Genomic DNA, 20,278 nt, shown 5'->3' on the forward strand with positions numbered 1-20,278 from the left:
AACCAGGCCGTCCTGCAAGGACGGCTTTGCTGTGTCTGAAGGCTAAGAAATGAAAAGCAAAACCATCCGCCGCTGGTCCTTTATCCACACCTGGACCAGCCTGATCTGCACGGTATTCCTGCTGATGCTGGCCCTGACCGGCCTGCCGCTGATCTTTCACCACGAGATCGATCACCTGCTGGGTGACGCTCCGCAGTTGCGGGAAATGCCCGCCGACACCCCGCAGCTGGACCTGCAGCAGCTGGTGCGCGCCGCCGAGGCCCATCGGCCGGGCGAGGTCATGCAGTACTTCGGCTGGGACGAGGAAGACCCCAACGGCGTGCTCACCATCATGGCCAGGACCGCCGGCACCGAGCCCAACTCGTCCCACACCTTCATGCTCGACGCGCGCACCGGCGAAGCCGTGGAGACGCCCTCGGCCAACGGCGGGCTGATGATGTTCTTCCTGCGCATGCACGTGGATATGTTCGCCGGCCTGCCGGGCAAGCTGCTGCTGGCCTTCATGGGGCTGCTGTTCGTGCTGGCGATCGTCTCTGGCGTGGTGCTGTACCTGCCGTTCATGCGCCGGCTGGAATTCGCCACGGTGCGCCAGGACAAGTCCACCCGCCTGCGCTGGCTGGACCTGCATAACCTGATCGGCGTGGTGACCCTGACCTGGGCCCTGGTGGTTGGCGTCACCGGGGTGATCAGCGCCTGCGCCGACCTGCTGATCGCGGCCTGGCGCAACGACAGCCTCAGCGCGATGATCGAGCCTTACCGCGAGGCCCCGCCACTGACCCGACCGGCCCCGGCCAGCCGCCTGCTGGAGATCGCCAAGGAGGTGGCGCCGGGCATGCAGCCGGACTTCATCGCCTTCCCCGGCACACGTTTTTCCAGCGAGCATCACTACGCGGTGTTCATGAAAGGCAACACCCACCTGACCTCGCACCTGCTGACCCCGGTGCTGATCGACGCCAGCACCCTGGAGGTCACCGCGGTGGCCGAACGTCCCTGGTACATGGACGCCATGGGCATGTCGCAACCGCTGCACTTCGGCGACTACGGAGGCCTGCCGATGAAGATCCTCTGGGCGACCCTGGATGTGCTGACCATCATTGTCCTGGGCAGCGGCGTGTACCTGTGGCTGGTGCGGCGCCGCGCGGCCCGGCCGGCCTTGGGCGAACCCGCCGCGGTGGCGCCATGAGGCCGCGGCAATCGAATTTCTGGAAGGTCTTCGGCGCGCCGCTGTTCATTGCCGTGCTCTGTGCCGCGGGGCTGTTCTCCGCGCTGCTCGGCGACGGCATCTGGGACGCCCTGAGCTGGCTCGGCCTGGGCGCCCCGGCCCTGATCGCATTGCGGGGTCTGTTCAACCACCCGCCCCCGGCCTGACCCCGGCGGCGGGAAAACCGCGCCACAGGTACAGCGCCAGCCCCAGGCCGATCGGCAGCACCGGGATGAATACGCGATTTTCCTGCTGCGCCTCGGCGGCCACCAGTACGCAGAACAGCGCCAGCCCCAGCAGCGGTACATAGCTCGCCGCCAGGCTCCAGCGCCAGGGCCGGGTCACCGGGCCGGGGCCCCGCAGGCTCAGCAGGGCACAACCCAGGGCCGGCAGGGCCAGCGCCGGCAGCGCCCAGTACCAGGCCATGTAGGCGAACGCCATGATCAACTCCGGCTCACCCTCGCCGTGGCGACGAAACTCGTACTGCAAGGCCAGGTACACCGCCAGCGCGCCCGACAGCGTCAGGACCAGGCTGTACAACCCGTGTCGAAAATAACACCTGCGCATTCATCACTCCTTGTCTGTCCTGCATGCCGCCCCTGTGGCCGGGGCCAGAGGCTGCGTTAAGATCCCCGGGGCAGCGAGCCTGCGCTCCACTTCCACCTTCGAGGAATATTCATGTCCACCCCCAGCATGACGCTGTTCCACAACCCGGCATCACCTTATGTGCGCAAAGTCATGGTGCTGCTGCACGAGACCGGCCAGCTGGACCGCGTGGCCCTGCAAGCCAGCCAGTTGACCCCGGTGAACCCGGACACCGCCCTCAACCAGGACAACCCGCTGGGCAAGATTCCCGCCCTGCGCCTGGCCGACGGCAACGTGCTGTACGACAGCCGGGTGATCCTCGACTACCTCGACCAGCAGCATGTAGGCAACCCGCTGATCCCCCGCGAAGGCTCGGCCCGCTGGCGGCGCCTGACCCTGGCGGCCCTGGCCGACGGGATCCTCGATGCCTCGGTGCTGATCCGTTACGAACTGGCCCTGCGCACCCCCGAGAAACACTGGGAGCAGTGGCTCGATGGCCAGCGCGACAAGATCCGCCGCGCCCTGGCCGTGCTCGAGGCCGATGCGATCGCCGAACTGGCCAGCCACTTCGACGTCGCTTCCATCGGCGTCGCCTGTGCCCTGGGTTACCTCGATTTCCGCCACCCCGACCTGCGGTGGCGCGACGCCCAGCCCCAACTGGCGGCCTGGTACGCCGAGGTCAGTCGACGCCCTTCGATGCTGGCGACCCAGCCGCCGGTTTGAAGGCCCCGGGCGCGGTCATCACCTGAAGTGCGGTGGTGGCCGGGCCGGCCCTATCGCGAGCAAGCTCGCTACATGGGACACCGCGAAACCTGTAGGAGCGAGCTTGCTCGCGATGGCCGCCCCACGGTGCTTCAGGCAGCAACCCGACTATCCATGCCAGCAAGGCTTCCGCTGCCTGCTGGTCCTCGCGCAACCCCAACGACCTACTCATGGGCCACCTGCGCCTCGAACGTCAGCGGCTGGGCCGGTTTGGCCTGGCCTACGCCGTACCAGTCGAGTTTGCGGGTCAGCACCATGAACACACCCAGCAGGCCGAACAGCAGCAGCGAGCCCATCAGCAGCGCGTAATCCTCGGCGCTGAGCAAGCCGTACAACAGGCCATACAAAGCGGCCAGGCCGGCGGCGAAACTCAGGCCGTGGCCCAGGCTGCGCAACACATGGCTGACGTAGAAGCCGATCAGCGCCACACAGGCACCGGCCGACAGCAGGTAGGCCAGGGCGAAGCCGATGTGCTCCGACAGCGACAGCAGCAACAGATAGAAGAACGCCAGGGCCACGCCCACCAGGGCGTATTGCACCGGGTGCACCGCCAGGCTCTTGAGCACCTCGAAGAGGAAGAAGCCGGCAAAGGTCAGGGCGATGAACAACAGCGCGTATTTGATCGCACGGTCGCTCTTGAGGTACTGGTCCACCGGATCGATGAAGCTCACGCCGAAGGAGCGGTTCTTGAACTCCTTGCACTGCCCGCTGGCCAGGCAATTGATCAACGCGCTTTCCAGGTTGGTGGAGAAGAACGAGGTCTGCCAGTTGGCGGCGAAACCCAGGTCGGAAATCTCACGCTGGGCCGGCAGGTAGTTGCCGATAAAGCTCGGATGAGGCCAGTCGGCACGCAGGCGCACCTTGCTGGTCTTGCCCACCGGCAGCACCTGCAACTGGCCGGTGCCTTGCAATTGCAGATCGAAGGCGAAGTCCAGGTCGGTGCTGCGCTTGCCGTCCAGCAGCGGCAGATTGACGTGTACCCCCTCCCCAAGCCAGTCAATCCGGCTGCCGGGCGCGAAAGGCAGGTTCTGCCCGTTCAGTTCGAGGGCCAGCGCCTGTTCGATGCCGCGAATGTCGCTGATGCCCACGGCGAGAAACGGCTGCTCGAATTTGTAGTCGACGAAGTCTTCCTTGATCCCCAATTGCTCGGGCAGCGCAAACTGGCCGCTGATGCGGTTGTTGGCATGGAACAGCCGGGCCTGGTAGATCCCCCGGGCGCGCAATTCGGTCCGTACCTGGCCATCGAGTTCGAAATGCTCCGGCAGGAAATACAGCTGCCCGCGCTCTTCTCCCAGCTCCTGGTAACGCGTGTTGGTCTTCTCGTTGGTTTTCCAGGTGCGCACCACCTTGCGATAAGGCACCACCAGCAGCGGGCCGCTCAGTTGCTGGCTGTAGCTGGAGCTGCGGGCGATATCGGTCAGCACACCGTCGCGCAGTTCCTGGCGCTCCTGGATCAGCCCGTCGATCATCAACAGCGGGACCAGCAGCCCCAGGATCAAAAGGGCGATAGCCCCCAGCTTTATGGTCAGATTGCGATTCATGGGTTCTCTCCCTGTTCGAATGAGGGAGAGTCTGGGCAGCCCATGTGGGGGTTTTATGGGGGCTGTGTGGAGACTGTGTGGAGATTGCCCCTCGCCCTTTGCAGGAGCGTCTATCGGTGGCCCCATAGAGATGGGGTGGCTGGCAGATCTGGCGGCCGCTTCGCGCCCGATCGCAGGCTGCGCCAGCGGCTACAGGATGCACGGAGTCTGTGCAGCCGCTGCCGAAGGCTGCGATCGGTCTGCGAAGCAGCCGCAAAACGGTACACGCAGGGAATCAGGCCGGGAACTGCAAGGTCACTTCAACGCCCCCGGCCACGTTGCCGATCCGCATCTGGCCGCCATGCAGCTGCACCACTTCTTCGACAAAGTTCAGCCCCAGGCCGGTGCTTTTGCGCCCACTATCAGGCCGTGGCAGGGAGTAGAAACGTTCGGTCAGGCGCGCCAGGGCGTAGTCCGGGATGGGCTCGGCCTGGTTGAACAGGCTCAACCGCAGCTGGTCGCCCGCCCGGCTGGCGCTCAAGCGCAGCACGCCACCGGCGGGGGTGAAGTCCAGGGCGTTTTCCAGCAGGTTGCCCAGGGCCTGGCGCAACAGGAACGCTTCTCCCGACAGCTTCAGCCCCGGGTCGATGCGCTGCTCGACCTGCAGGCCCTTGCCCTCGATCCGTGCCTTCTGGCTGTCCAGCACCTGGTTCGCCAGGTCCGCCAGCGGCACCGCCTCCCGCTCTTCCAAGCCATGGCGCTGCTCGACCTGCGCCAGGTTCAGCAAACGCTCGATCAAGTGCTGCATGCGCGCGCTTTCGCTGTCGATGTTGCTGACGAAACGTGCGCGCTGTTCGCCGGGCATCTCGCTCTGCAGCAGCTCCGCCGCCCCGCGAATCGCCGCCAGCGGGCTTTTCAGTTCGTGGGTCAGGGTGTGCACATAACGCTCGACATAGGCCTTGCCCTCCAGCTGGGTGCGCATGTCCTCCACCGCCGTGGCCAGCTGTTCCAGCTCGCCGCCGCGATAGTGCGGCAGCTCGGCGCGACGGCCTTCGCTGACCGCCTGGGCATAACCGGTCAGGCGGCGCAGGGCAGCGCTCAGCCACCAGGACAGCAAGGCGCCGAACAGCAGGCCCAGGCCGATCAGGCCGGCGCCGTACCACAGCAGGCGGCGCTCGGTGCGGTCGACGTAGGGTTGCAGGGAACTGTTGGGCTTGGCCACGGTGACCACGCCGATGATCCGGCCGTTGTCGCGAATCGGCGCGCCGACATGCATCACCGAGGAGTTCGGGTCATCGGCCACGCTGCGCGAGGAGCGCGCGCCGTATTGGCCACGCAGGGTCAGGTACACGTCGTTCCAGCGCGAATAGTCCTGGCCGACCGCCAGGCCGCTGGAGTCCAGCACCACTTTGCCCTGGGCGTCGGTGACGTAGATGCGGTGGTTGACCTGGTTCTTCGGCAGGCCCCAGATGGTCGCCGCCGGCTGCCGCTCGCCATAGGCCTTGAGCAGCTGCGGCCAGCGGTTCTCGCTGAGGGTGCCGGCCTTGAAGTCATCGCGCAGGATTTCCGCCAGCAGGTTGGCGGTGTCCACCAGGGTTTCCTCGGTGGACTGGCGCACGCCCGGGCGGATCTCCTCCATCACGGTGCTGAGCACGAAATAACCGGTCAGGCCGACGAACAGGACGTAGACCAGGAAAATCCGGATTCCCAACGGCATCAGCTGTGCCCCGGGCTGTAGCTGTAGCCCAGGCCGCGATGGGTCTGGATCGGCTCGGCATCGGCCGTCACCAGTCGCAGCTTGGCCCGCAGGCTCTTGATATGGCTGTCGATGCTGCGCTCGTAGCCGGCATCCGCCGCCACGCCCAGGGCATCGAGCAACTGCTCGCGGCTGAACACCCGCTCGGGTTGCTCCAGCAGGCAATGCAGCAGGCGGAATTCATGGCGGGTCAGGCTTAGCAGCTGGCCGCGGTAGCTGATCTGGAACTTGTCGGTATCGACCTGGAACGGCGAGGCCGGCGCCTCGACCACCGCTCGCGGCGCCATGCGCTTGAGGATGGCCTTGACCCTCGCGGCGACCTCGCGCGGGCTGAAGGGCTTGACCACGTAATCGTCGGCGCCGATTTCCAGGCCCACCACCCGGTCGATTTCACCGTCCCGGGCACTGAGGAACATCACCGGCACCTCGCTGAAGCGCCGCAGTTGCTTGCAGGTTTCGAAGCCGCTGATGTCCGGCAGGCCAATGTCGAGAATCAGCAGGTCCGCCGGTGTATGGCGCTGATAGTCCAGCGCCGCCTGCCCGAGATTCAGCCAGGTGGTGCTGAAACCTTCACCCTGCAGGGCAAAAATCAGCGTATCGGCAATCGCCGCTTCGTCTTCGACAATCAGGATATGAGGCATGGCATCCAAGCACGGGAGGTAAGTGCCAGAACGGTGCCGGATGCCTCATGCGCCGTCAATCAGCAGTCGGGCTTGTCCGCGGTGTAACGCCGGGCCGGGTTCACGGCGGCGCCGAACTCGCGCAGGGCCTTGGCGCCGATCAGCAGCGGGTAGTTGAAGCTGCTGCGGTCGGTCAGGTTGACCTCGACGGTGCGCTTGACGTTACCCAGGCACATTTCCAGGTCGACCACCGGACGCTTGGCCACCTGGGCCTCTTCCTTGTCTTCGTCTTCATCGGCGCGGCTCTTGATCTTGCTGATCCGCGCCACCTTGTGTTCGTAGACCTTGCCGTCGGCGTCCTTGGTCGCCAGGCGGAAACGCACCCACTCCTCGCCATCGCGGGTGAAGGTCTCGATGTCCTTGGCCGACAGCGAGGCGGTCAGGGCGCCGGTGTCCATCTTGGCCTTGAGGGTTTCGCCGATTTCCGGCAGTTGAATGTATTCGTAGCGCCCGTAGAGGGTCGGCTCGGCGGCCATGACCGGCAGCGCCAGCAGGGACAGGAGTGCAAGGACGGATTTCACGTGAGCAGGTTCCTTGGAAAGTGGGCAGCAGGATTTTAGACCGTGGCCGGGCAATTGGTTCGGCCCGCGAGAAAACCCGCAGCCGCCACGATCGGCGAAATTGACCGCCAGCATATCCCGGTATACGTGAAACATTCGTCAGCACATCAGGATTTGGCCTGCCCGGCGAAGGTGCTTATCATGGCGCGCCCAAAGGCTTTCAAGAGTTCCTTATGCGCCGCCTGCTCACCGGCTGTTTCGTCACCCTGCTGCTGTTGCTCAACACCCTGGTCCTGTTCGGGCCGCTGATGGTGTTCGCCCTGCTCAAGCTGGTCCTGCCAGGGCGCCTGCGCGACCATGCGTCGAAGGCGGTGATGTGGATTGCCGAAACCTGGGCCGAAATCGACAAGCTGATCTTCGCCCTGTGCATTCCCACCCAGTGGGATATCCGCGGCGGTGACGAGCTGCGGGGCGACACTTCTTATCTGGTGATCAGCAACCACCAGTCCTGGGTCGACATCCCGGCGCTGATCCAGACCCTCAACCGCCGTACCCCCTTCTTCAAGTTCTTCCTGAAAAAAGAGCTGATCTGGGTGCCCTTCCTCGGCCTCGCCTGGTGGGCCCTGGATTACCCCTTCATGAAGCGCTACAGCAAGGCGTTCCTGGCCAGGAACCCGGAGCTGCAAGGCAAGGACCTGGAAATCACCAAGGCCGCCTGCGAGCTGTTCAAACGCCAGCCGGTCACGGTGGTCAACTACCTGGAAGGCACCCGCTTCACGCCGGCCAAGCGTGAGCAGCAGCAATCCCCTTTCAAGCAGCTGCTCAAGCCGAAGGCCGGCGGCGTGGCCTTCGTGCTGGCGGCCATGGGCGAACAGCTCGACGCCATCCTCGATGTGACGGTGGTCTATCCGCAGCAGAAGATTCCCGGTTTCTGGGACCTGATCAGCGGCAACGTGCCGCGGGTGATCGTCGATATCCAGACCCGTGAGCTGGACCCGGCGTTGTGGCAGGGGGATTACGAAAACGATCCGGCGTTTCGCCAGACCGTCCAGAACTGGGTCAACCAGCTCTGGACCGAAAAGGACCAGCGCATCGACGCCTTGCGCGCCGAGCGCCGTTGATCAGCTACCGCTGCCTACGCCCCAGATCCCGCCCAGGCTGTTGAGCAGCGAACCACCCACGCCCTGCTGACCCAGGTATTGCAGGAGCACCGGGGCGAACTGGCCGATCATGCCACTGTCCATGCCCAGGGCGCTGAACGCGCTGTTCAGGTCATTGGTGTTCTGCACGTTACCCAACGCACTCTCCAGGCCGGCGGTCTTGTTGCCACCGCTCTGCCCCAGCAGGCCGCTCAAGGCGCCCAGGCTGCCCAGCGCGTTGCCGCCCGAGAGCTTGTCCAGCCCCGGAACGCTTTTGCTCAGTTGCGAGTAGTCGGTGCTGCTCAGCTGGTTCTTCGCCAGGCCCAGCATCGCGCCGGTACCGCCGATGGCCTGCTCCGGCGTGACATCCAGTTGCGAGAGTGCACTGAGCAGATTGGCGGTCTGCGAGGTTGGAGCGGCAGCGGCGGCCTTGTCGCCACCCTGCATGCTGGACACCGCATTGGCGGCATCGCTCAGGCTGAAGCCTGCGGCAAAGACCGGGCTGGCTCCCAGGGTCAGCAACGTAGCCAGTGCAACACTGCGGGAAATTTTCATCGAGACAACCTCTTGAGCATGAAAACCACCCGAGATTGGGTGGGAAAAAGCAGCCATTTGACTGATGGCCAATAGGAATGTTCCCGGTCACGAGTAAATCCCCGAGTAACTATAACGAAGTGAAAAATGCAGTGCCCCGGACTGCAATTGAGCGTACATCATCACCAGCTCACGCTTTTGAAACTGGAGCGAATACTGCTTTTTGGAATGGTGCGATTTTCACTCGCGTAACCACCGATCTCGAATATTTGTCACGTATAGATACAAAACCGGCCTTGAAATTGGATTAAGCGAAGTGTGAGATTCGGGCTCGTTAAATGGGAGGGAGCCCATGTCATCAGCTGATCCACGAAAGCTAGCGTCCAAGGGAGGTCCTACCTCTACTGGCGGTGTCATTCTTGAGGGAAACGACGGTATATACATAGAGGGCCGAATTATCAGTTCGGTTGGCCAACTAGCCAGTTGCCCGGTTTGTGCTATTGGAAAGGGCCCTATTGTTGCCGTAGGGGAAAGGACGGTCTACCTACCGGCGGGTCCCGCCGCACGGGAAGGAGACTATGTCGCCTGTGGCTGTCCACCCTTCACCAATACCCTACTCACACAACAACACAGCGGACTTGCTGGTGTAGATCACTCTGCTCCAGTGGGTAGCGGGATAGCTTTGCTTTCTAGCGCAGGCCTTCCAAAAAGCCTACAAGTCATCATCGAGCGCCAGGATGATATAGAGAAACCTGGGCTGGCCTACAAGATAAAGAATAAAGACCAACTTACCTTATTCAACGACGGTACTTGCCAAACAACCGGAGAGGGAAAAGAACACCCCGTCGAAGACTATTCCTCCTGCGATACTGTTTTTGTGGGTGATGACTCGACTTGGGAGTTTTTCTCCTACGAAGAACCTATTGAATAAGGTGCCTCAATGAAATCAGAAATCATATTGGTCTTTAAAGACTTCCTGATGGATACGCCAGATGGCGTGCATTTCGAGCTTCTTATAGATAACAAACCCATCGATAAAAAAATCACCAAAAAACAAGAATCAACGATTACCTACACTCTGACCGCCCGTAAACTCGAGACGATTGTCAGGGGGCCTGACAATGCAGTTTTGACTACCATTGAAAGCAAGCCGAAATATGAAGTTTCCTTGCTTATCGTTAGTGCCGCCGGCAATAAGAAAGCCATAGGAAAAGCCACGCTAACCGTAGGAAATCGGTTAAATCTGGTTGCGGTATCTCCATGGACAAAAATCCAGCTATCGACTCAGGACACGCCATCGAATGATAACTTCTACTCAGTAGAGTACGGAGTAAAGAATAATAACAATGAAATCAGAACGGTAAAAATCGCCGTTCATGACATACCTAGAAAAATATTGATGAAAGCACTTTCCCATCGTGGTTCGACCGATTGGGCAGGACCAAAAGAAAAGGAATCGCTACCTCATCCAACTCTAGAGAAAACCACCTCATTCAAGAAAAACACTAACAAATGCAACTTGTTCGTTTACGACGTTCTCACTTCTGTCGGTATTTCCGTGGCGCTTATTGAACATGGTCGACTGACATGGCTTCCAGGCAATGGTAGCCTGAGTCCGCCCTTGGCTGCCGAGTGGGGTAATCCTGACAAGTTACTCAATAGCTGGAAAGTCGAGACACAACCGCTACCTGGCGATATTGGTGCTTACACCGCCAATTATTCAGACGCGAGTGGTCACGTTGGTTTTGTCGTTGCCAAGGGGGTTTGTGTATCTGCGGGCTGGTTAAAGGTTGAGGTCAATGATGCAGGTTTCCGAAACTTCAATGGCACCGCCTCCAGGGGTGATCATGACTTTACTGTTTTCCGTCGCTACAAACACAGCAAACCACAATGAAAAAAATCCTGTATCCACTCTTGGCCATTGCACTCATCTCCATCGTGGCCTGGCGCGTCTGGTCACCGGTCGATGATTTGGCCTGTGCAGGCCAAACCGTAGCCAACGGCCCGCTGACCCGTTTCGTTACCGACTACTTCAAGCAAGGTAATGAAAGAGCCTGGCAAGAAGACACCAACGTCTTCGATATCCTCGCCGAACCCACGGCCAGCAGCATCACCCAGCAGCCGCAAGCGTATTACTGCGAAGCGCTCGGTCTGCTTGAAAGTCCGACACGCACACAGTCGGAGAAGGTCTATACCTCGATCCTGATGCTGAAGCTGCCCATCAACCATTACCTGAACCTCATGGATCACAGCCACAGGTTTTATAAAGAGGGGCGGATCGATGACACAGTGCTGGGGTTTGTCCTTAAACCCAGAGGAACCGCACTCAACTATTGGTGGCTTCCGCAATGGCGCTCCCGCTTCAACCGAGATGCGCCGTCTGTGTTCCCTCCACCCGATATTGCAGAAATACTGTCCGGAAAGTACTGGCTCCACTATCCGGGCGCAGGTTTCTGAACATCGAAAACAGACATAAAAAAGGGCGACCCGAGGGTCGCCCTTTTTACTGCGTCAAAGCCTTAGGCCGCGCTGAACAGCTTGTGCGGGTCGATGACGAATTTCTTCGGCACGCCGGCATCGAATTCGCCGTAGCCACGCGGAGCGTCGTCCAGGCTGATGACCTGCACGCCGACCACTTCGGCGATGTTGATGCGGTCCCACATGATGGCTTGCATCAGTTGGCGGTTGTACTTCATCACCGGGGTCTGGCCGGTGTGGAAGCTGTGGGACTTGGCCCAGCCGAGGCCGAAGCGGATGCTCAGACTGCCCATCTTGGCCGCCGCATCCACAGCGCCCGGGTCTTCGGTGACGTAGAGGCCGGGAATACCGATCTTGCCGGCAACCCGCACCACGCCCATCAACGAGTTGAGCACCGTGGCCGGCGCTTCGTGCTGGGCACCGGCATGGCCATGGCCGCGAGCCTCGAAGCCCACCGCGTCGACCGCGCAATCCACTTCCGGCTCGCCGAGCAGCGCGGCGATCTGTTCGTGCAGCGGGGTGTCCTTGGACAGGTCGGCGATTTCAAAACCCTGGGCCTTGGCGTGGGCCAGGCGCACCGGGTTGACGTCGCCAACGATCACCACCGCCGCGCCCAGCAGACGGGCGGACGCAGCCGCGGCCAGGCCTACCGGGCCGGCACCGGCGATGTAGACGCTGCTGCCCGGGCCGACGCCAGCCGTTACCGCACCGTGATAGCCGGTCGGCAGGATGTCGGACAGGCAAGTCAGGTCGCGGATCTTCTCCATCGCCTTGTCGCGGTCCGGCAGTTTCAGCAGGTTGAAGTCGGCGTACGGCACCAGCACGTATTCGGCCTGGCCGCCGGTCCAGTCGCCCATGTCGACGTAGCCGTAGGCACCGCCGGCGCGGGCCGGGTTGACGGTCAGGCAGACCCCGGTGTGTTGCTCCTTGCAGGAACGGCAGCGCCCGCAAGCCACGTTGAACGGCACCGAGACCAGGTCGCCGAGCTTCAGGTTCTCGACGTCGCTGCCCTTCTCCACCACCTCGCCAGTGATTTCGTGACCCAGGACCAGGCCGACCTGGGCAGTGGTACGGCCGCGCACCATGTGCTGGTCTGAGCCGCAGATATTGGTGGATACCACGCGCAGGATGACGCCGTGCTCAATCTTCCTGCCGCGCGGGTCCTGCATTTTTGGATAGTCGATTTTCTGTACTTCGACCTTGCCATTGCCGAGATACACGACACCACGATTACCAGACATGCTTTCACCTCGCTGTTGTTATTAGAGCAGCTACAAGCGTCAAGCCATAAGCCGCAAGTTTGAAGCGTGAAACCGTTGCTACGTCTGACATCTACCGCTCTTTCTTGCGGCTTGAAGCTCGAAACTTGCAGCTGCCGCTAAAGCACCACCGTCCGGTTGGCGTTGAGGAACACCCGCCGTTCGATGTGATAACCCACGGCCCGCGCCAAGGTCAGGCCTTCGATATCGCGCCCCTTGGCGATCAGGTCCTCGGGGTAATGACTGTGGTCCACCACTTCCACGCCCTGGGCGATGATCGGGCCCTCGTCCAGGTCGTTGTTGATGTAGTGCGCGGTAGCGCCCACCAGTTTCACGCCCTTGTTGTAGGCCTGGTGATAAGGCTTGGCGCCCTTGAAACCGGGCAGCAGGGAGTGGTGGATGTTGATCGCCTTGCCATCGAGCTTGCGGCACAGCTCCGGCGACAGCACTTGCATGTAGCGCGCAAGGATCACCAGTTCGGCGCCGGAGTCCTCGATCACCTGCCACACCTGGCGCTCCTGGGACGGCTTGTCGTTGGGGTCCAAGGGGAAGTGGTAATACGGGATCTGGTGCCAGTCGGCCAGGGGCTTGAGGTCCGGGTGGTTGGACACCACCGCCACCACGTCCATCGCCAGCTGGCCGATGCGCTGGCGGTAGAGCAGGTCGTTGAGGCAGTGATCGGCCTTGGAGACCATGATCACCACTTTCGGCCGATGCTGCGGCGGGGTCAGCTCGACGTTCATGTCGAAAGCCCGGGCGCGCTCGGCCAGACCGTCGCGCAGGCCCTGCTCGTTGAAATTCTCGGGCTGGCGGAATTCCACGCGAATGAAAAAACGCGCCGAAAGCCGGTCATCGAAGGAGTGGTGCTCGGTGACGTAGCAGCCCTGCTCGAACAGAAAGCGGGTCACCGCGTCCACCGTGCCGAGCACGCTGGGGCAGTCGGCGGTGAGAATCCAGGTATCGGGTGCGCGGCTCATGCGGGGTGACTCCTGTTCGTAAGTACACTTCTGTAGCCGCTGCCGCAGGCTGCGATAAGTCCGGGCCACGTTGGTCGAAGGACCTTCCAGCGCCCTCAAGAGCGACGCCCCCTGCGGGGTCGATCGCAGCCTTCGGCAGCGGCTACAGGGATTTGTGTTACGCCTGGACGCTGAGGCCGTATTCGGCGGCGGCATCCTGCAGCCACAACCACCAGTAATCGGAGAAGCTGCGGCGGATCACCAGTTCCCAGGTGTCTTCGCCCATGCGGCGGATCACCAGTTGCGACTTGGCGAACACAGTGCCGACGGCCTTGCCCACCGGAAAATTGTTGGGGTGCACGTCGTAGCTGGTGGACTTCATCAGCACTTGGCGCACGTTCGGGCCGGACAGTTCGAGAATCTGCTGGCCGCCACTGACGTTGACGATCTGGATGTGCAGGTCGCCCAGCGCTTCGCGCAGTTTTTTCTCGGCGGCGAATTCTTCGCCGCTCGGCACCACCAGCAGCCATTCGTCCGGGCCCATCCACTGCAGGCTGGTCTCGCCCTTGGCGACCACGGTCAGGGCCACTGGCAGCTCCAGGCCCAGGGCCTTGTGCACGCCGGCAGCGAAGGCCGGGTCATGAGCATCGCCACGGAGGGTCAGGTGGCCGAGGAGTTTCTTCTCGCGCAGGGTCACGCCTGCGTTCTTGCGGCCCTTGCCCACCAGGCTGGCGAGGTCGGCATGGTGCAGCGACGACTCGGCTTTGGCGCCAGTGGTCGGGCGCTGTTGGTAAACGTTGACTGCGGTCATAGAGCACCTGTCTTGAAATTCTGTTGTGCGAAAACCACCGATCCTGTAGCCGCTGCCGCAGGCTGCGAACGACTGCGAAGCAGGCGCCGCTCTTGATGGCGCCGGAAGGTTCTTCGAACCTTATCGCAGCCTTCGGCAGCGGCTACAGGACCTTTGTTAAACGTTCTGGCGATCGCCTTTCGGATCGAAGAACACCGAAGAAACGATTTCCGCCTCGATCACCGTGCCGTCGGCCAATGGCGCGAACACCCGCTCGCCCATCCGCTTCAGGCCGCCCTTGACCACACCCATGGCAAACGAATAACCCAGGGAGTTATGGGCATAGCTGGAGGTCACGTGACCGACCATGCTCATCGGGATCGCCTGCTTGGTGTTGAACACCAGTTGCGCGCCTTCCGGCAGCCACTGGTTCGGGTCGATCGGTTTCAGGCCCACCAGTTGCTTGCGCTGGTCGCGCACGCAGTCTTCGCGGTTCATGCCACGCCAGCCGATCCACGAGAACGGTTTGGTGCGACCGACACACCAGCCCATGTTCAGGTCGTCCGGGGTCATCGAGCCGTCGGTGTCCTGGCCGACGATGATGAAGCCCTTCTCGGCCCGCAGTACGTGCATGGTTTCGGTGCCGTACGGGGTCAGGTTGTACTTCTTGCCGGCCTCGACGATCTGCTCCAGTACGCCCATGGCGTAATCGGCCTGGACGTTGACTTCGTACGACAGCTCGCCGGTGAAGGAAATGCGGAACACCCGCGCCGGCACACCGCCCACCAGACCTTCTTTCCAGGTCATGAACGGGAAGCCGTCCTTGTCCAGGTCGATGTCGGTGACTTCGCTGAGCAGCTTGCGGCTGTTCGGCCCGGACAAGGTCATGGTCGCCCAGTGGTCGGTGACCGAGGTGAAGTACACCTTGAGGTCCGGCCATTCGGTCTGCTGATAGATCTCCAGCCATTGCAGGACGCGCGCCGCGCCGCCCGTGGTGGTGGTCATGATGAAGTGGTTTTCGCCGACGCAGGCGGTCACGCCGTCGTCGAAGACCATGCCGTCTTCCTTGCACATCAGGCCGTAGCGCGCCTTGCCCACGTCGAGCTTGGTCCAGGCGTTGGTGTAGATGCGGTTGAGGAACTCACGGGCGTCCGGGCCCTGGATATCGATCTTGCCCAGGGTCGAGGCGTCGAGCAGGCCGACGCTGTCGCGCACCGCCTTGCACTCGCGCTTGACCGCGGCGTGCAGGTCTTCGCCATTCTTCGGGAAGTACCAGGGGCGCTTCCACTGGCCGACGTCCTCGAACTCGGCGCCGTTCTTCACGTGCCACGCATGCAGCGCGGTGAAACGCACCGGCTCGAAGATGTGCCCGCAGTGACGACCGGCCACCGCACCGAAAGTCACCGGCGTGTAGTTCGGACGGAACATGGTGGTGCCCATCTGCGGGATGCTCACGTTCAGCGAACGGGCCGCGATGGCCAGGCCGTTGACGTTGCCGAGCTTGCCCTGGTCGGTACCGAAGCCCAGGGCGGTGTAGCGTTTGACGTGCTCGACCGACTCGAAGCCCTCGCGGGTCGCCAGTTCGATGGCGGCGGCGGTGACGTCGTTCTGCAGGTCGACGAACTGCTTGGGTGCCCGCGCGGTGCCTTTCTCATGGGGCACCTGGAACAGCGCCAGGGTCGGCTCTTCCACACGGCTGAGGGCCTTGGGCAGTATCGCTTCCACGGCCTTGAAACCCGCTTCGCTGGCGGCACGCACGCCACCTTCGAAACCGTCGGCCAGGGAATCGCCGAGGCCATAGACGCCGTTGATGCCGCCGACACACACGCGTTTCTGCGGTGCTTCGCCCGGTACGAAACCGAGGATGTCTTCACGCCAGATCGGCTTGCCGCCCAGGTGCGACGCCAGGTGCACCACCGGGCTGTAGCCGCCGGAGCTGGCAATCAGGTCGCAGTCCAGCCACTCGCCCGGGCTTGTGACCTTGTGAGCCTTGACGTCGATCGCCGCGACGCGGGCGCCGGTCACATGCTTGCTGCCACGGGCTTCGATCACCGCACTGGAAGTGAGGATGCGAATGCCCTTGGCGCGGGCTTCTTCCACCAGCGCGCCGCGTGGGTTGTGACGGGCATCGGCGATGGCCACCACTTGCAGGCTGGCATCGAGCCAGTCCAGGGCCACACGGTAAGCGTGGTCGTTGTTGGTGCTCAGCACCAGCTTCTTGCCCGGTGCCACGCCGTAGCGGCGCACGTAGACCGAGACCGCGCCGGCCAGCATGTTGCCCGGCACGTCGTTGTTGCCGTAGACCAGCGGACGCTCACAGGCGCCGGTGGCCAGTACCACGCGCTTGGCGCGCACCCGGTGGATGCGCTGGCGCACCTGGCCGATTGGTGCGCGGTCGCCGAGGTGGTCGGTCAGGCGCTCGTGAATGGTCAGGAAGTTATGGTCGTGGTAGCCGTTCACGGTAGCCCGTGGCAGCAGGGTCACGTCCGGCAGCGACTTCAGCTCGGCGACCACGGTGGCGATCCACTCGGCCGCCGGCTTGCCGTCCAGGCTTTCGCGGCTGTCCAGCAGGCTGCCGCCGAATTCTTCCTGCTCGTCGGCGAGAATCACCCGCGCACCGCTGCGCGCAGCCGCCAGGGCCGCGGCCAGGCCGGCGGGGCCGGCACCGACGATCAGCACGTCACAGTGCTGGTTCATGTAGTCGTAGGTGTCCGGATCGTTCTCGGTCGGCGAGCGACCCAGGCCCGCGGCCTTGCGGATGTACTTCTCGTAGGTCATCCAGAACGATTGCGGGTACATGAAGGTTTTGTAGTAGAAGCCCGGCGGCATCAGCTTGCCGCCGACCTTGCCGAGAATCCCCATCATGTCGTTGTTGACGCTCGGCCAGCCGTTGGTGCTGGTGGCGACCAGGCCCTGGTACAGCGCCTGTTGGGTGGCGCGCACGTTGGGGATCTGGGTGGCTTCGGTGGCGCCGATCTGCAGCACCGCGTTCGGCTCTTCGGCACCGGCGGCGAAGATCCCGCGCGGCCGGGAATACTTGAAGCTGCGACCGATGATGTCCACGCCGTTGGCCAGCAGGGCGGCGGCCAGGGTGTCGCCTTCGAAGCCTTTGTAGGTCTGGCCGTTGAAGGTGAAGCTGAGGACTTTGTTGCGGTCGATGCGTCCGCCGTTGGACAGGCGATTGGACTGGCTCATACCTTCTCTCCCAGAGCCTGCGTGGCCGCTTTCGGGCTATCGGTCTTGTCGGTGAATTGCGGCTTGGTACCGATCTTGTAGGTTTCGAGAATCTCGTAGGTCACGGTGTCGCGGGTGGCGTTGAAGTACTGACGGCAGCCGGCGGCATGGATCCACAGCTCGTGGTGCAGGCCGCGAGGGTTGTCGCGGAAGAACATGTAGTCGCCCCACTCCTCGTCGGTGCAGTTGTTCGGGTCCAGTGGACGCGGGATATGCGCCTGGCCGGACGAATGGAATTCCTCTTCGGAGCGCAGTTCGCCGCAGTGAGGACAGAAGATGTGCAACATAGGGATTTCTCCTGTTAGTGGGCGACAGCTGCAGCGCCGTGTTCGTCGATCAGCGCACCGTTGTGGAAACGGTCGATGGAGAAAGGTGCGGCCAGCGGGTGCATTTCACCCTTGGCCAGGCTCGCGGCGAATACGTTGCCCGAGCCAGGTGTTGCCTTGAAGCCACCGGTACCCCAACCGCAGTTGAAGAACATGTTCGGCACCGGGGTCTTGGAGATGATCGGGCAGGCGTCCGGGGTGGTGTCGACGATGCCGCCCCATTGGCGGTTCATGCGCACCCGCGAAAGGATCGGGAACATCTCGACGATGGCCTGGATGGTGTGCTCGATCACCGGGTACGAACCGCGCTGGCCGTAGCCGACCCAGCCGTCGATACCGGCGCCGATCACCAGGTCGCCCTTGTCGGACTGGCTGATGTAACCGTGCACCGCGTTGGACATGATCACGCTGTCGATGATCGGCTTGATCGGCTCGGACACCAACGCTTGCAGCGGGTGCGATTCGATCGGCAGGCGAAAGCCGGCGAGCTTGGCCATGTGCCCGGAGTTACCGGCGGTGACCACGCCGACGCGCTTGGCGCCGATGAAGCCCTTGTTGGTTTCCACGCCGATGCACACACCGTTTTCCTTGCGGAAGCCGATCACTTCGGTCTGCTGGATCAGGTCCACGCCCAGGGCGTCGGCGGCGCGGGCGAAGCCCCAGGCCACGGCGTCGTGACGGGCCACGCCGCCACGGCGCTGGACGGTGGCGCCCAGCACCGGGTAGCGGGTGTTTTTCGAGCAGTCCAGGTACGGAATCTCGTCCGCCACCTGCTTGGCGTTGAGCAGCTCGCCGTCCACGCCGTTGAGGCGGTTGGCGCTGACCCGACGCTCGGAATCACGGATGTCCTGCAGGGTGTGGCACAGGTTGTAGACGCCGCGCTGGGAGAACATCACGTTGTAGTTGAGGTCTTGGGACAGGCCTTCCCACAGTTTCATCGCGTGTTCGTACAGGTGCGCCGACTCGTCCCACAGGTAGTTGGAACGCACGATGGTGGTGTTGCGCGCGGTGTTACCGCCGCCCAGCCAGCCTTTCTCGACCACGGCGACGTTGGTGATGCCGTGCTCCTTGGCCAGGTAGTAGGCGGTCGCCAGGCCATGCCCGCCACCGCCGACGATGACCACGTCGTAGACCTTTTTCGGGGTCGGCGTGCGCCACATGCGCTGCCAGTTTTCATGGTGGCTGAGGGAGTGCTTGAAGAGGCCGAAGCCCGAGTAGCGTTGCATAGTCATTTACTCCAAAACCGCACTCAGCGATAAACCGGGAAGTCCGCGCACAGGGCCGATACCTGACGAGCGACATTGGCCTCGACATCGGCATCGCCGAGGTGGTCGAGGATGTCGCAGATCCAGCCGGCCAGCTCCACGCACTGGGTAACCTTGAAGCCGCGGGTGGTCACCGCCGGGGTGCCGATACGCAGGCCGGAGGTCACGAACGGCGACTGTGGATCGTTCGGCACGGCGTTCTTGTTCACGGTGATGTGGGCGCGCCCCAGGGCGGCGTCCGCCTCCTTGCCGGTGAGGCCCTGACGGATCAGGCTGACCAGGAACAGGTGGTTGTCGGTGCCGCCGGACACTACATCGTAGCCGCGTTTGATAAAGACGCCGGCCATGGCCTGGGCGTTGTCGATCACTTGCTGCTGGTAGGCCTTGAAGCCAGGCTCCAGCGCTTCCTTGAAGCACACCGCCTTGCCGGCGATCACGTGCATCAGCGGGCCGCCCTGGGCGCCCGGGAAGACCGCGGCGTTGAGCTTCTTCTCGATTTCTTCGTTGGCCTTGGCCAGGATCAGGCCGCCCCGCGGACCGCGCAGGGTCTTGTGGGTAGTGGTGGTGACCACGTCGGCGTAAGGCAGCGGGTTCGGGTACAGGCCAGCGGCGACCAGGCCGGCGACGTGGGCCATGTCGACGAACAGCAGCGCGCCGACCTTATCGGCGATCTGGCGGAAGCGTGGGAAGTCGAGGGTCTTGGAGTAGGCCGAGAAGCCGGCGACGATCATCTTCGGCTTGCACTCGACGGCCAGGCGCTCGACTTCGTCGTAGTCGATCAGCCCGGTGTTGGTGTCGATGCCGTACTGCACGGCGTTGTACAGCTTGCCCGAGGACGACACCTTGGCGCCGTGGGTCAGGTGGCCGCCGTGGGCCAGGCTCATGCCCAGGATGGTGTCGCCGGCTTGCAGCAGGGCCAGGTACACGGCGCTGTTGGCCGAGGAACCGGAGTGCGGCTGGACGTTGGCGTAGTCGGCGCCGAACAGTTGCTTGGCGCGTTCGATGGCCAGGGCCTCGACCTTGTCCACGTGCTCGCAGCCGCCGTAGTAGCGCTTGCCCGGATAACCTTCGGCGTACTTGTTGGTCAGGCCGCTGCCTTGCGCTTGCATCACGCGCTTGCTGGTGTAGTTCTCCGACGCGATCAGCTCGATGTGATCTTCCTGACGTTGCTCCTCGGCATTCATGGCCGCCAGCAGTGCATCGTCATAACCCTGGATTTGGTCTTGCTTGCTGAACATCGCGTCTCTCCCAGCGGCGGCGGTGCGCCTTTCGTCTCGGTGAGGCACGTACCCT

General features: G+C 62.8%; 20 protein-coding genes. 7 read left to right on the top strand and 13 right to left on the bottom strand.

What is annotated here, in order from left to right; all coding sequences use genetic code 11:
• Positions 1 to 49: 49 nt before the first annotated feature.
• Both CXQ81_RS30220 and CXQ81_RS30225 read left to right on the top strand, forming a co-directional pair.
• Positions 50 to 1,183 carry a PepSY domain-containing protein gene (locus CXQ81_RS30220; RefSeq protein WP_101339308.1) on the top strand — a complete coding sequence of 378 codons (1,134 nt, stop codon included), beginning with the start codon at positions 50 to 52 and terminating at the stop codon, positions 1,181 to 1,183.
• Positions 1,180 to 1,368, top strand: coding sequence for a hypothetical protein (locus tag CXQ81_RS30225; RefSeq protein ID WP_092419578.1), 189 nt, complete (start codon positions 1,180 to 1,182; stop codon positions 1,366 to 1,368). Before CXQ81_RS30220 ends, CXQ81_RS30225 begins: the two co-directional genes overlap by 4 nt.
• On the opposite strand, the gene CXQ81_RS30230 is transcribed toward CXQ81_RS30225, so the two are convergent.
• A complete protein-coding gene (locus CXQ81_RS30230; protein WP_101339309.1) occupies positions 1,346 to 1,768 on the bottom strand; it encodes a hypothetical protein in 423 nt (140 codons plus the stop codon). The genes CXQ81_RS30225 and CXQ81_RS30230 overlap by 23 nt on opposite strands.
• A gap of 111 nt (positions 1,769 to 1,879) precedes the next feature.
• On the opposite strand from CXQ81_RS30230, the gene CXQ81_RS30235 reads away from it, so the two are divergent.
• Positions 1,880 to 2,509, top strand: a complete 630-nt coding sequence (locus CXQ81_RS30235) for a glutathione S-transferase (RefSeq protein ID WP_101339310.1) — start codon at positions 1,880 to 1,882, stop codon at positions 2,507 to 2,509.
• Between the two features lie 203 nt (positions 2,510 to 2,712).
• On the opposite strand, the gene creD is transcribed toward CXQ81_RS30235, so the two are convergent.
• The 4 genes from creD to CXQ81_RS30255 all read right to left on the bottom strand — a co-directional run bounded on the left by creD (position 2,713) and on the right by CXQ81_RS30255 (position 7,025).
• Positions 2,713 to 4,089: a cell envelope integrity protein CreD gene (creD, locus tag CXQ81_RS30240; protein ID WP_101339311.1), complete on the bottom strand. Its 1,377-nt coding sequence runs from the start codon at positions 4,087 to 4,089 to the stop codon at positions 2,713 to 2,715.
• Between the two features lie 274 nt (positions 4,090 to 4,363).
• Complete coding sequence (creC, locus tag CXQ81_RS30245; protein ID WP_101339312.1) at positions 4,364 to 5,785, bottom strand: two-component system sensor histidine kinase CreC; 1,422 nt, start codon at positions 5,783 to 5,785, stop codon at positions 4,364 to 4,366.
• On the bottom strand, positions 5,785 to 6,465 hold the full coding sequence (gene creB / locus CXQ81_RS30250; protein WP_062824395.1) for a two-component system response regulator CreB: 681 nt from the start codon (positions 6,463 to 6,465) through the stop codon (positions 5,785 to 5,787). Before creB ends, creC begins: the two co-directional genes overlap by 1 nt.
• 59 nt (positions 6,466 to 6,524) lie before the next feature.
• Complete coding sequence (locus CXQ81_RS30255; protein WP_038575213.1) at positions 6,525 to 7,025, bottom strand: ATP-dependent zinc protease; 501 nt, start codon at positions 7,023 to 7,025, stop codon at positions 6,525 to 6,527.
• A 212-nt stretch (positions 7,026 to 7,237) separates the two neighbouring features.
• Here CXQ81_RS30255 and CXQ81_RS30260 point away from each other — a divergent pair, with 212 nt between their 5' ends.
• A complete protein-coding gene (locus CXQ81_RS30260; protein WP_007926017.1) occupies positions 7,238 to 8,125 on the top strand; it encodes an acyltransferase in 888 nt (295 codons plus the stop codon).
• Here the strand turns inward: CXQ81_RS30260 and CXQ81_RS30265 are convergent, their stop codons facing one another.
• Positions 8,126 to 8,698, bottom strand: a complete 573-nt coding sequence (locus CXQ81_RS30265; RefSeq protein WP_097135183.1) for a DUF2780 domain-containing protein — start codon at positions 8,696 to 8,698, stop codon at positions 8,126 to 8,128.
• Positions 8,699 to 9,029: 331 nt separating this feature from the next.
• On the opposite strand from CXQ81_RS30265, the gene CXQ81_RS31600 reads away from it, so the two are divergent.
• The 3 genes from CXQ81_RS31600 to CXQ81_RS30285 are packed head-to-tail and all read left to right on the top strand — an operon-like array spanning position 9,030 to position 11,134.
• The gene (locus CXQ81_RS31600; protein ID WP_256593445.1) at positions 9,030 to 9,608 is read left to right on the top strand and encodes a PAAR domain-containing protein; all 579 of its coding nucleotides are present in this window, start codon (positions 9,030 to 9,032) and stop codon (positions 9,606 to 9,608) included.
• Positions 9,609 to 9,617: 9 nt separating this feature from the next.
• Entirely contained in the window at positions 9,618 to 10,571 is a 954-nt protein-coding gene (locus CXQ81_RS30280) for a CHAP domain-containing protein (RefSeq protein ID WP_101339313.1), read from the top strand.
• Positions 10,568 to 11,134: a hypothetical protein gene (locus CXQ81_RS30285; RefSeq protein WP_101339314.1), complete on the top strand. Its 567-nt coding sequence runs from the start codon at positions 10,568 to 10,570 to the stop codon at positions 11,132 to 11,134. Before CXQ81_RS30280 ends, CXQ81_RS30285 begins: the two co-directional genes overlap by 4 nt.
• A 62-nt stretch (positions 11,135 to 11,196) precedes the next feature.
• Here the strand turns inward: CXQ81_RS30285 and fdhA are convergent, their stop codons facing one another.
• The 7 genes from fdhA to glyA all read right to left on the bottom strand — a co-directional run bounded on the left by fdhA (position 11,197) and on the right by glyA (position 20,223).
• Complete coding sequence (gene fdhA / locus CXQ81_RS30290; protein WP_053262918.1) at positions 11,197 to 12,396, bottom strand: formaldehyde dehydrogenase, glutathione-independent; 1,200 nt, start codon at positions 12,394 to 12,396, stop codon at positions 11,197 to 11,199.
• Positions 12,397 to 12,533: 137 nt separating this feature from the next.
• Positions 12,534 to 13,391: a formyltetrahydrofolate deformylase gene (purU, locus tag CXQ81_RS30295; protein WP_007926386.1), complete on the bottom strand. Its 858-nt coding sequence runs from the start codon at positions 13,389 to 13,391 to the stop codon at positions 12,534 to 12,536.
• A 157-nt stretch (positions 13,392 to 13,548) separates the two neighbouring features.
• Complete coding sequence (locus CXQ81_RS30300; RefSeq protein WP_087089457.1) at positions 13,549 to 14,181, bottom strand: sarcosine oxidase subunit gamma; 633 nt, start codon at positions 14,179 to 14,181, stop codon at positions 13,549 to 13,551.
• 156 nt (positions 14,182 to 14,337) lie between these two features.
• Positions 14,338 to 17,355: a sarcosine oxidase subunit alpha gene (locus CXQ81_RS30305; RefSeq protein WP_101339315.1), complete on the bottom strand. Its 3,018-nt coding sequence runs from the start codon at positions 17,353 to 17,355 to the stop codon at positions 14,338 to 14,340.
• Positions 17,352 to 17,681 carry a sarcosine oxidase subunit delta gene (locus tag CXQ81_RS30310; protein ID WP_007926380.1) on the bottom strand — a complete coding sequence of 110 codons (330 nt, stop codon included), beginning with the start codon at positions 17,679 to 17,681 and terminating at the stop codon, positions 17,352 to 17,354. Before CXQ81_RS30310 ends, CXQ81_RS30305 begins: the two co-directional genes overlap by 4 nt.
• Positions 17,682 to 17,695: 14 nt before the next feature.
• Positions 17,696 to 18,946 carry a sarcosine oxidase subunit beta family protein gene (locus tag CXQ81_RS30315; RefSeq protein ID WP_007926378.1) on the bottom strand — a complete coding sequence of 417 codons (1,251 nt, stop codon included), beginning with the start codon at positions 18,944 to 18,946 and terminating at the stop codon, positions 17,696 to 17,698.
• 23 nt (positions 18,947 to 18,969) lie between these two features.
• The gene (gene glyA, locus CXQ81_RS30320; RefSeq protein WP_007926375.1) at positions 18,970 to 20,223 is read right to left on the bottom strand and encodes a serine hydroxymethyltransferase; all 1,254 of its coding nucleotides are present in this window, start codon (positions 20,221 to 20,223) and stop codon (positions 18,970 to 18,972) included.
• Positions 20,224 to 20,278 lie beyond the last annotated feature (55 nt).

Origin of the sequence: Pseudomonas sp. 09C 129, assembly GCF_002843625.1 — a bacterium.
GTDB classification, from domain to species: Bacteria; Pseudomonadota; Gammaproteobacteria; order Pseudomonadales; family Pseudomonadaceae; genus Aquipseudomonas; species Aquipseudomonas chlororaphis.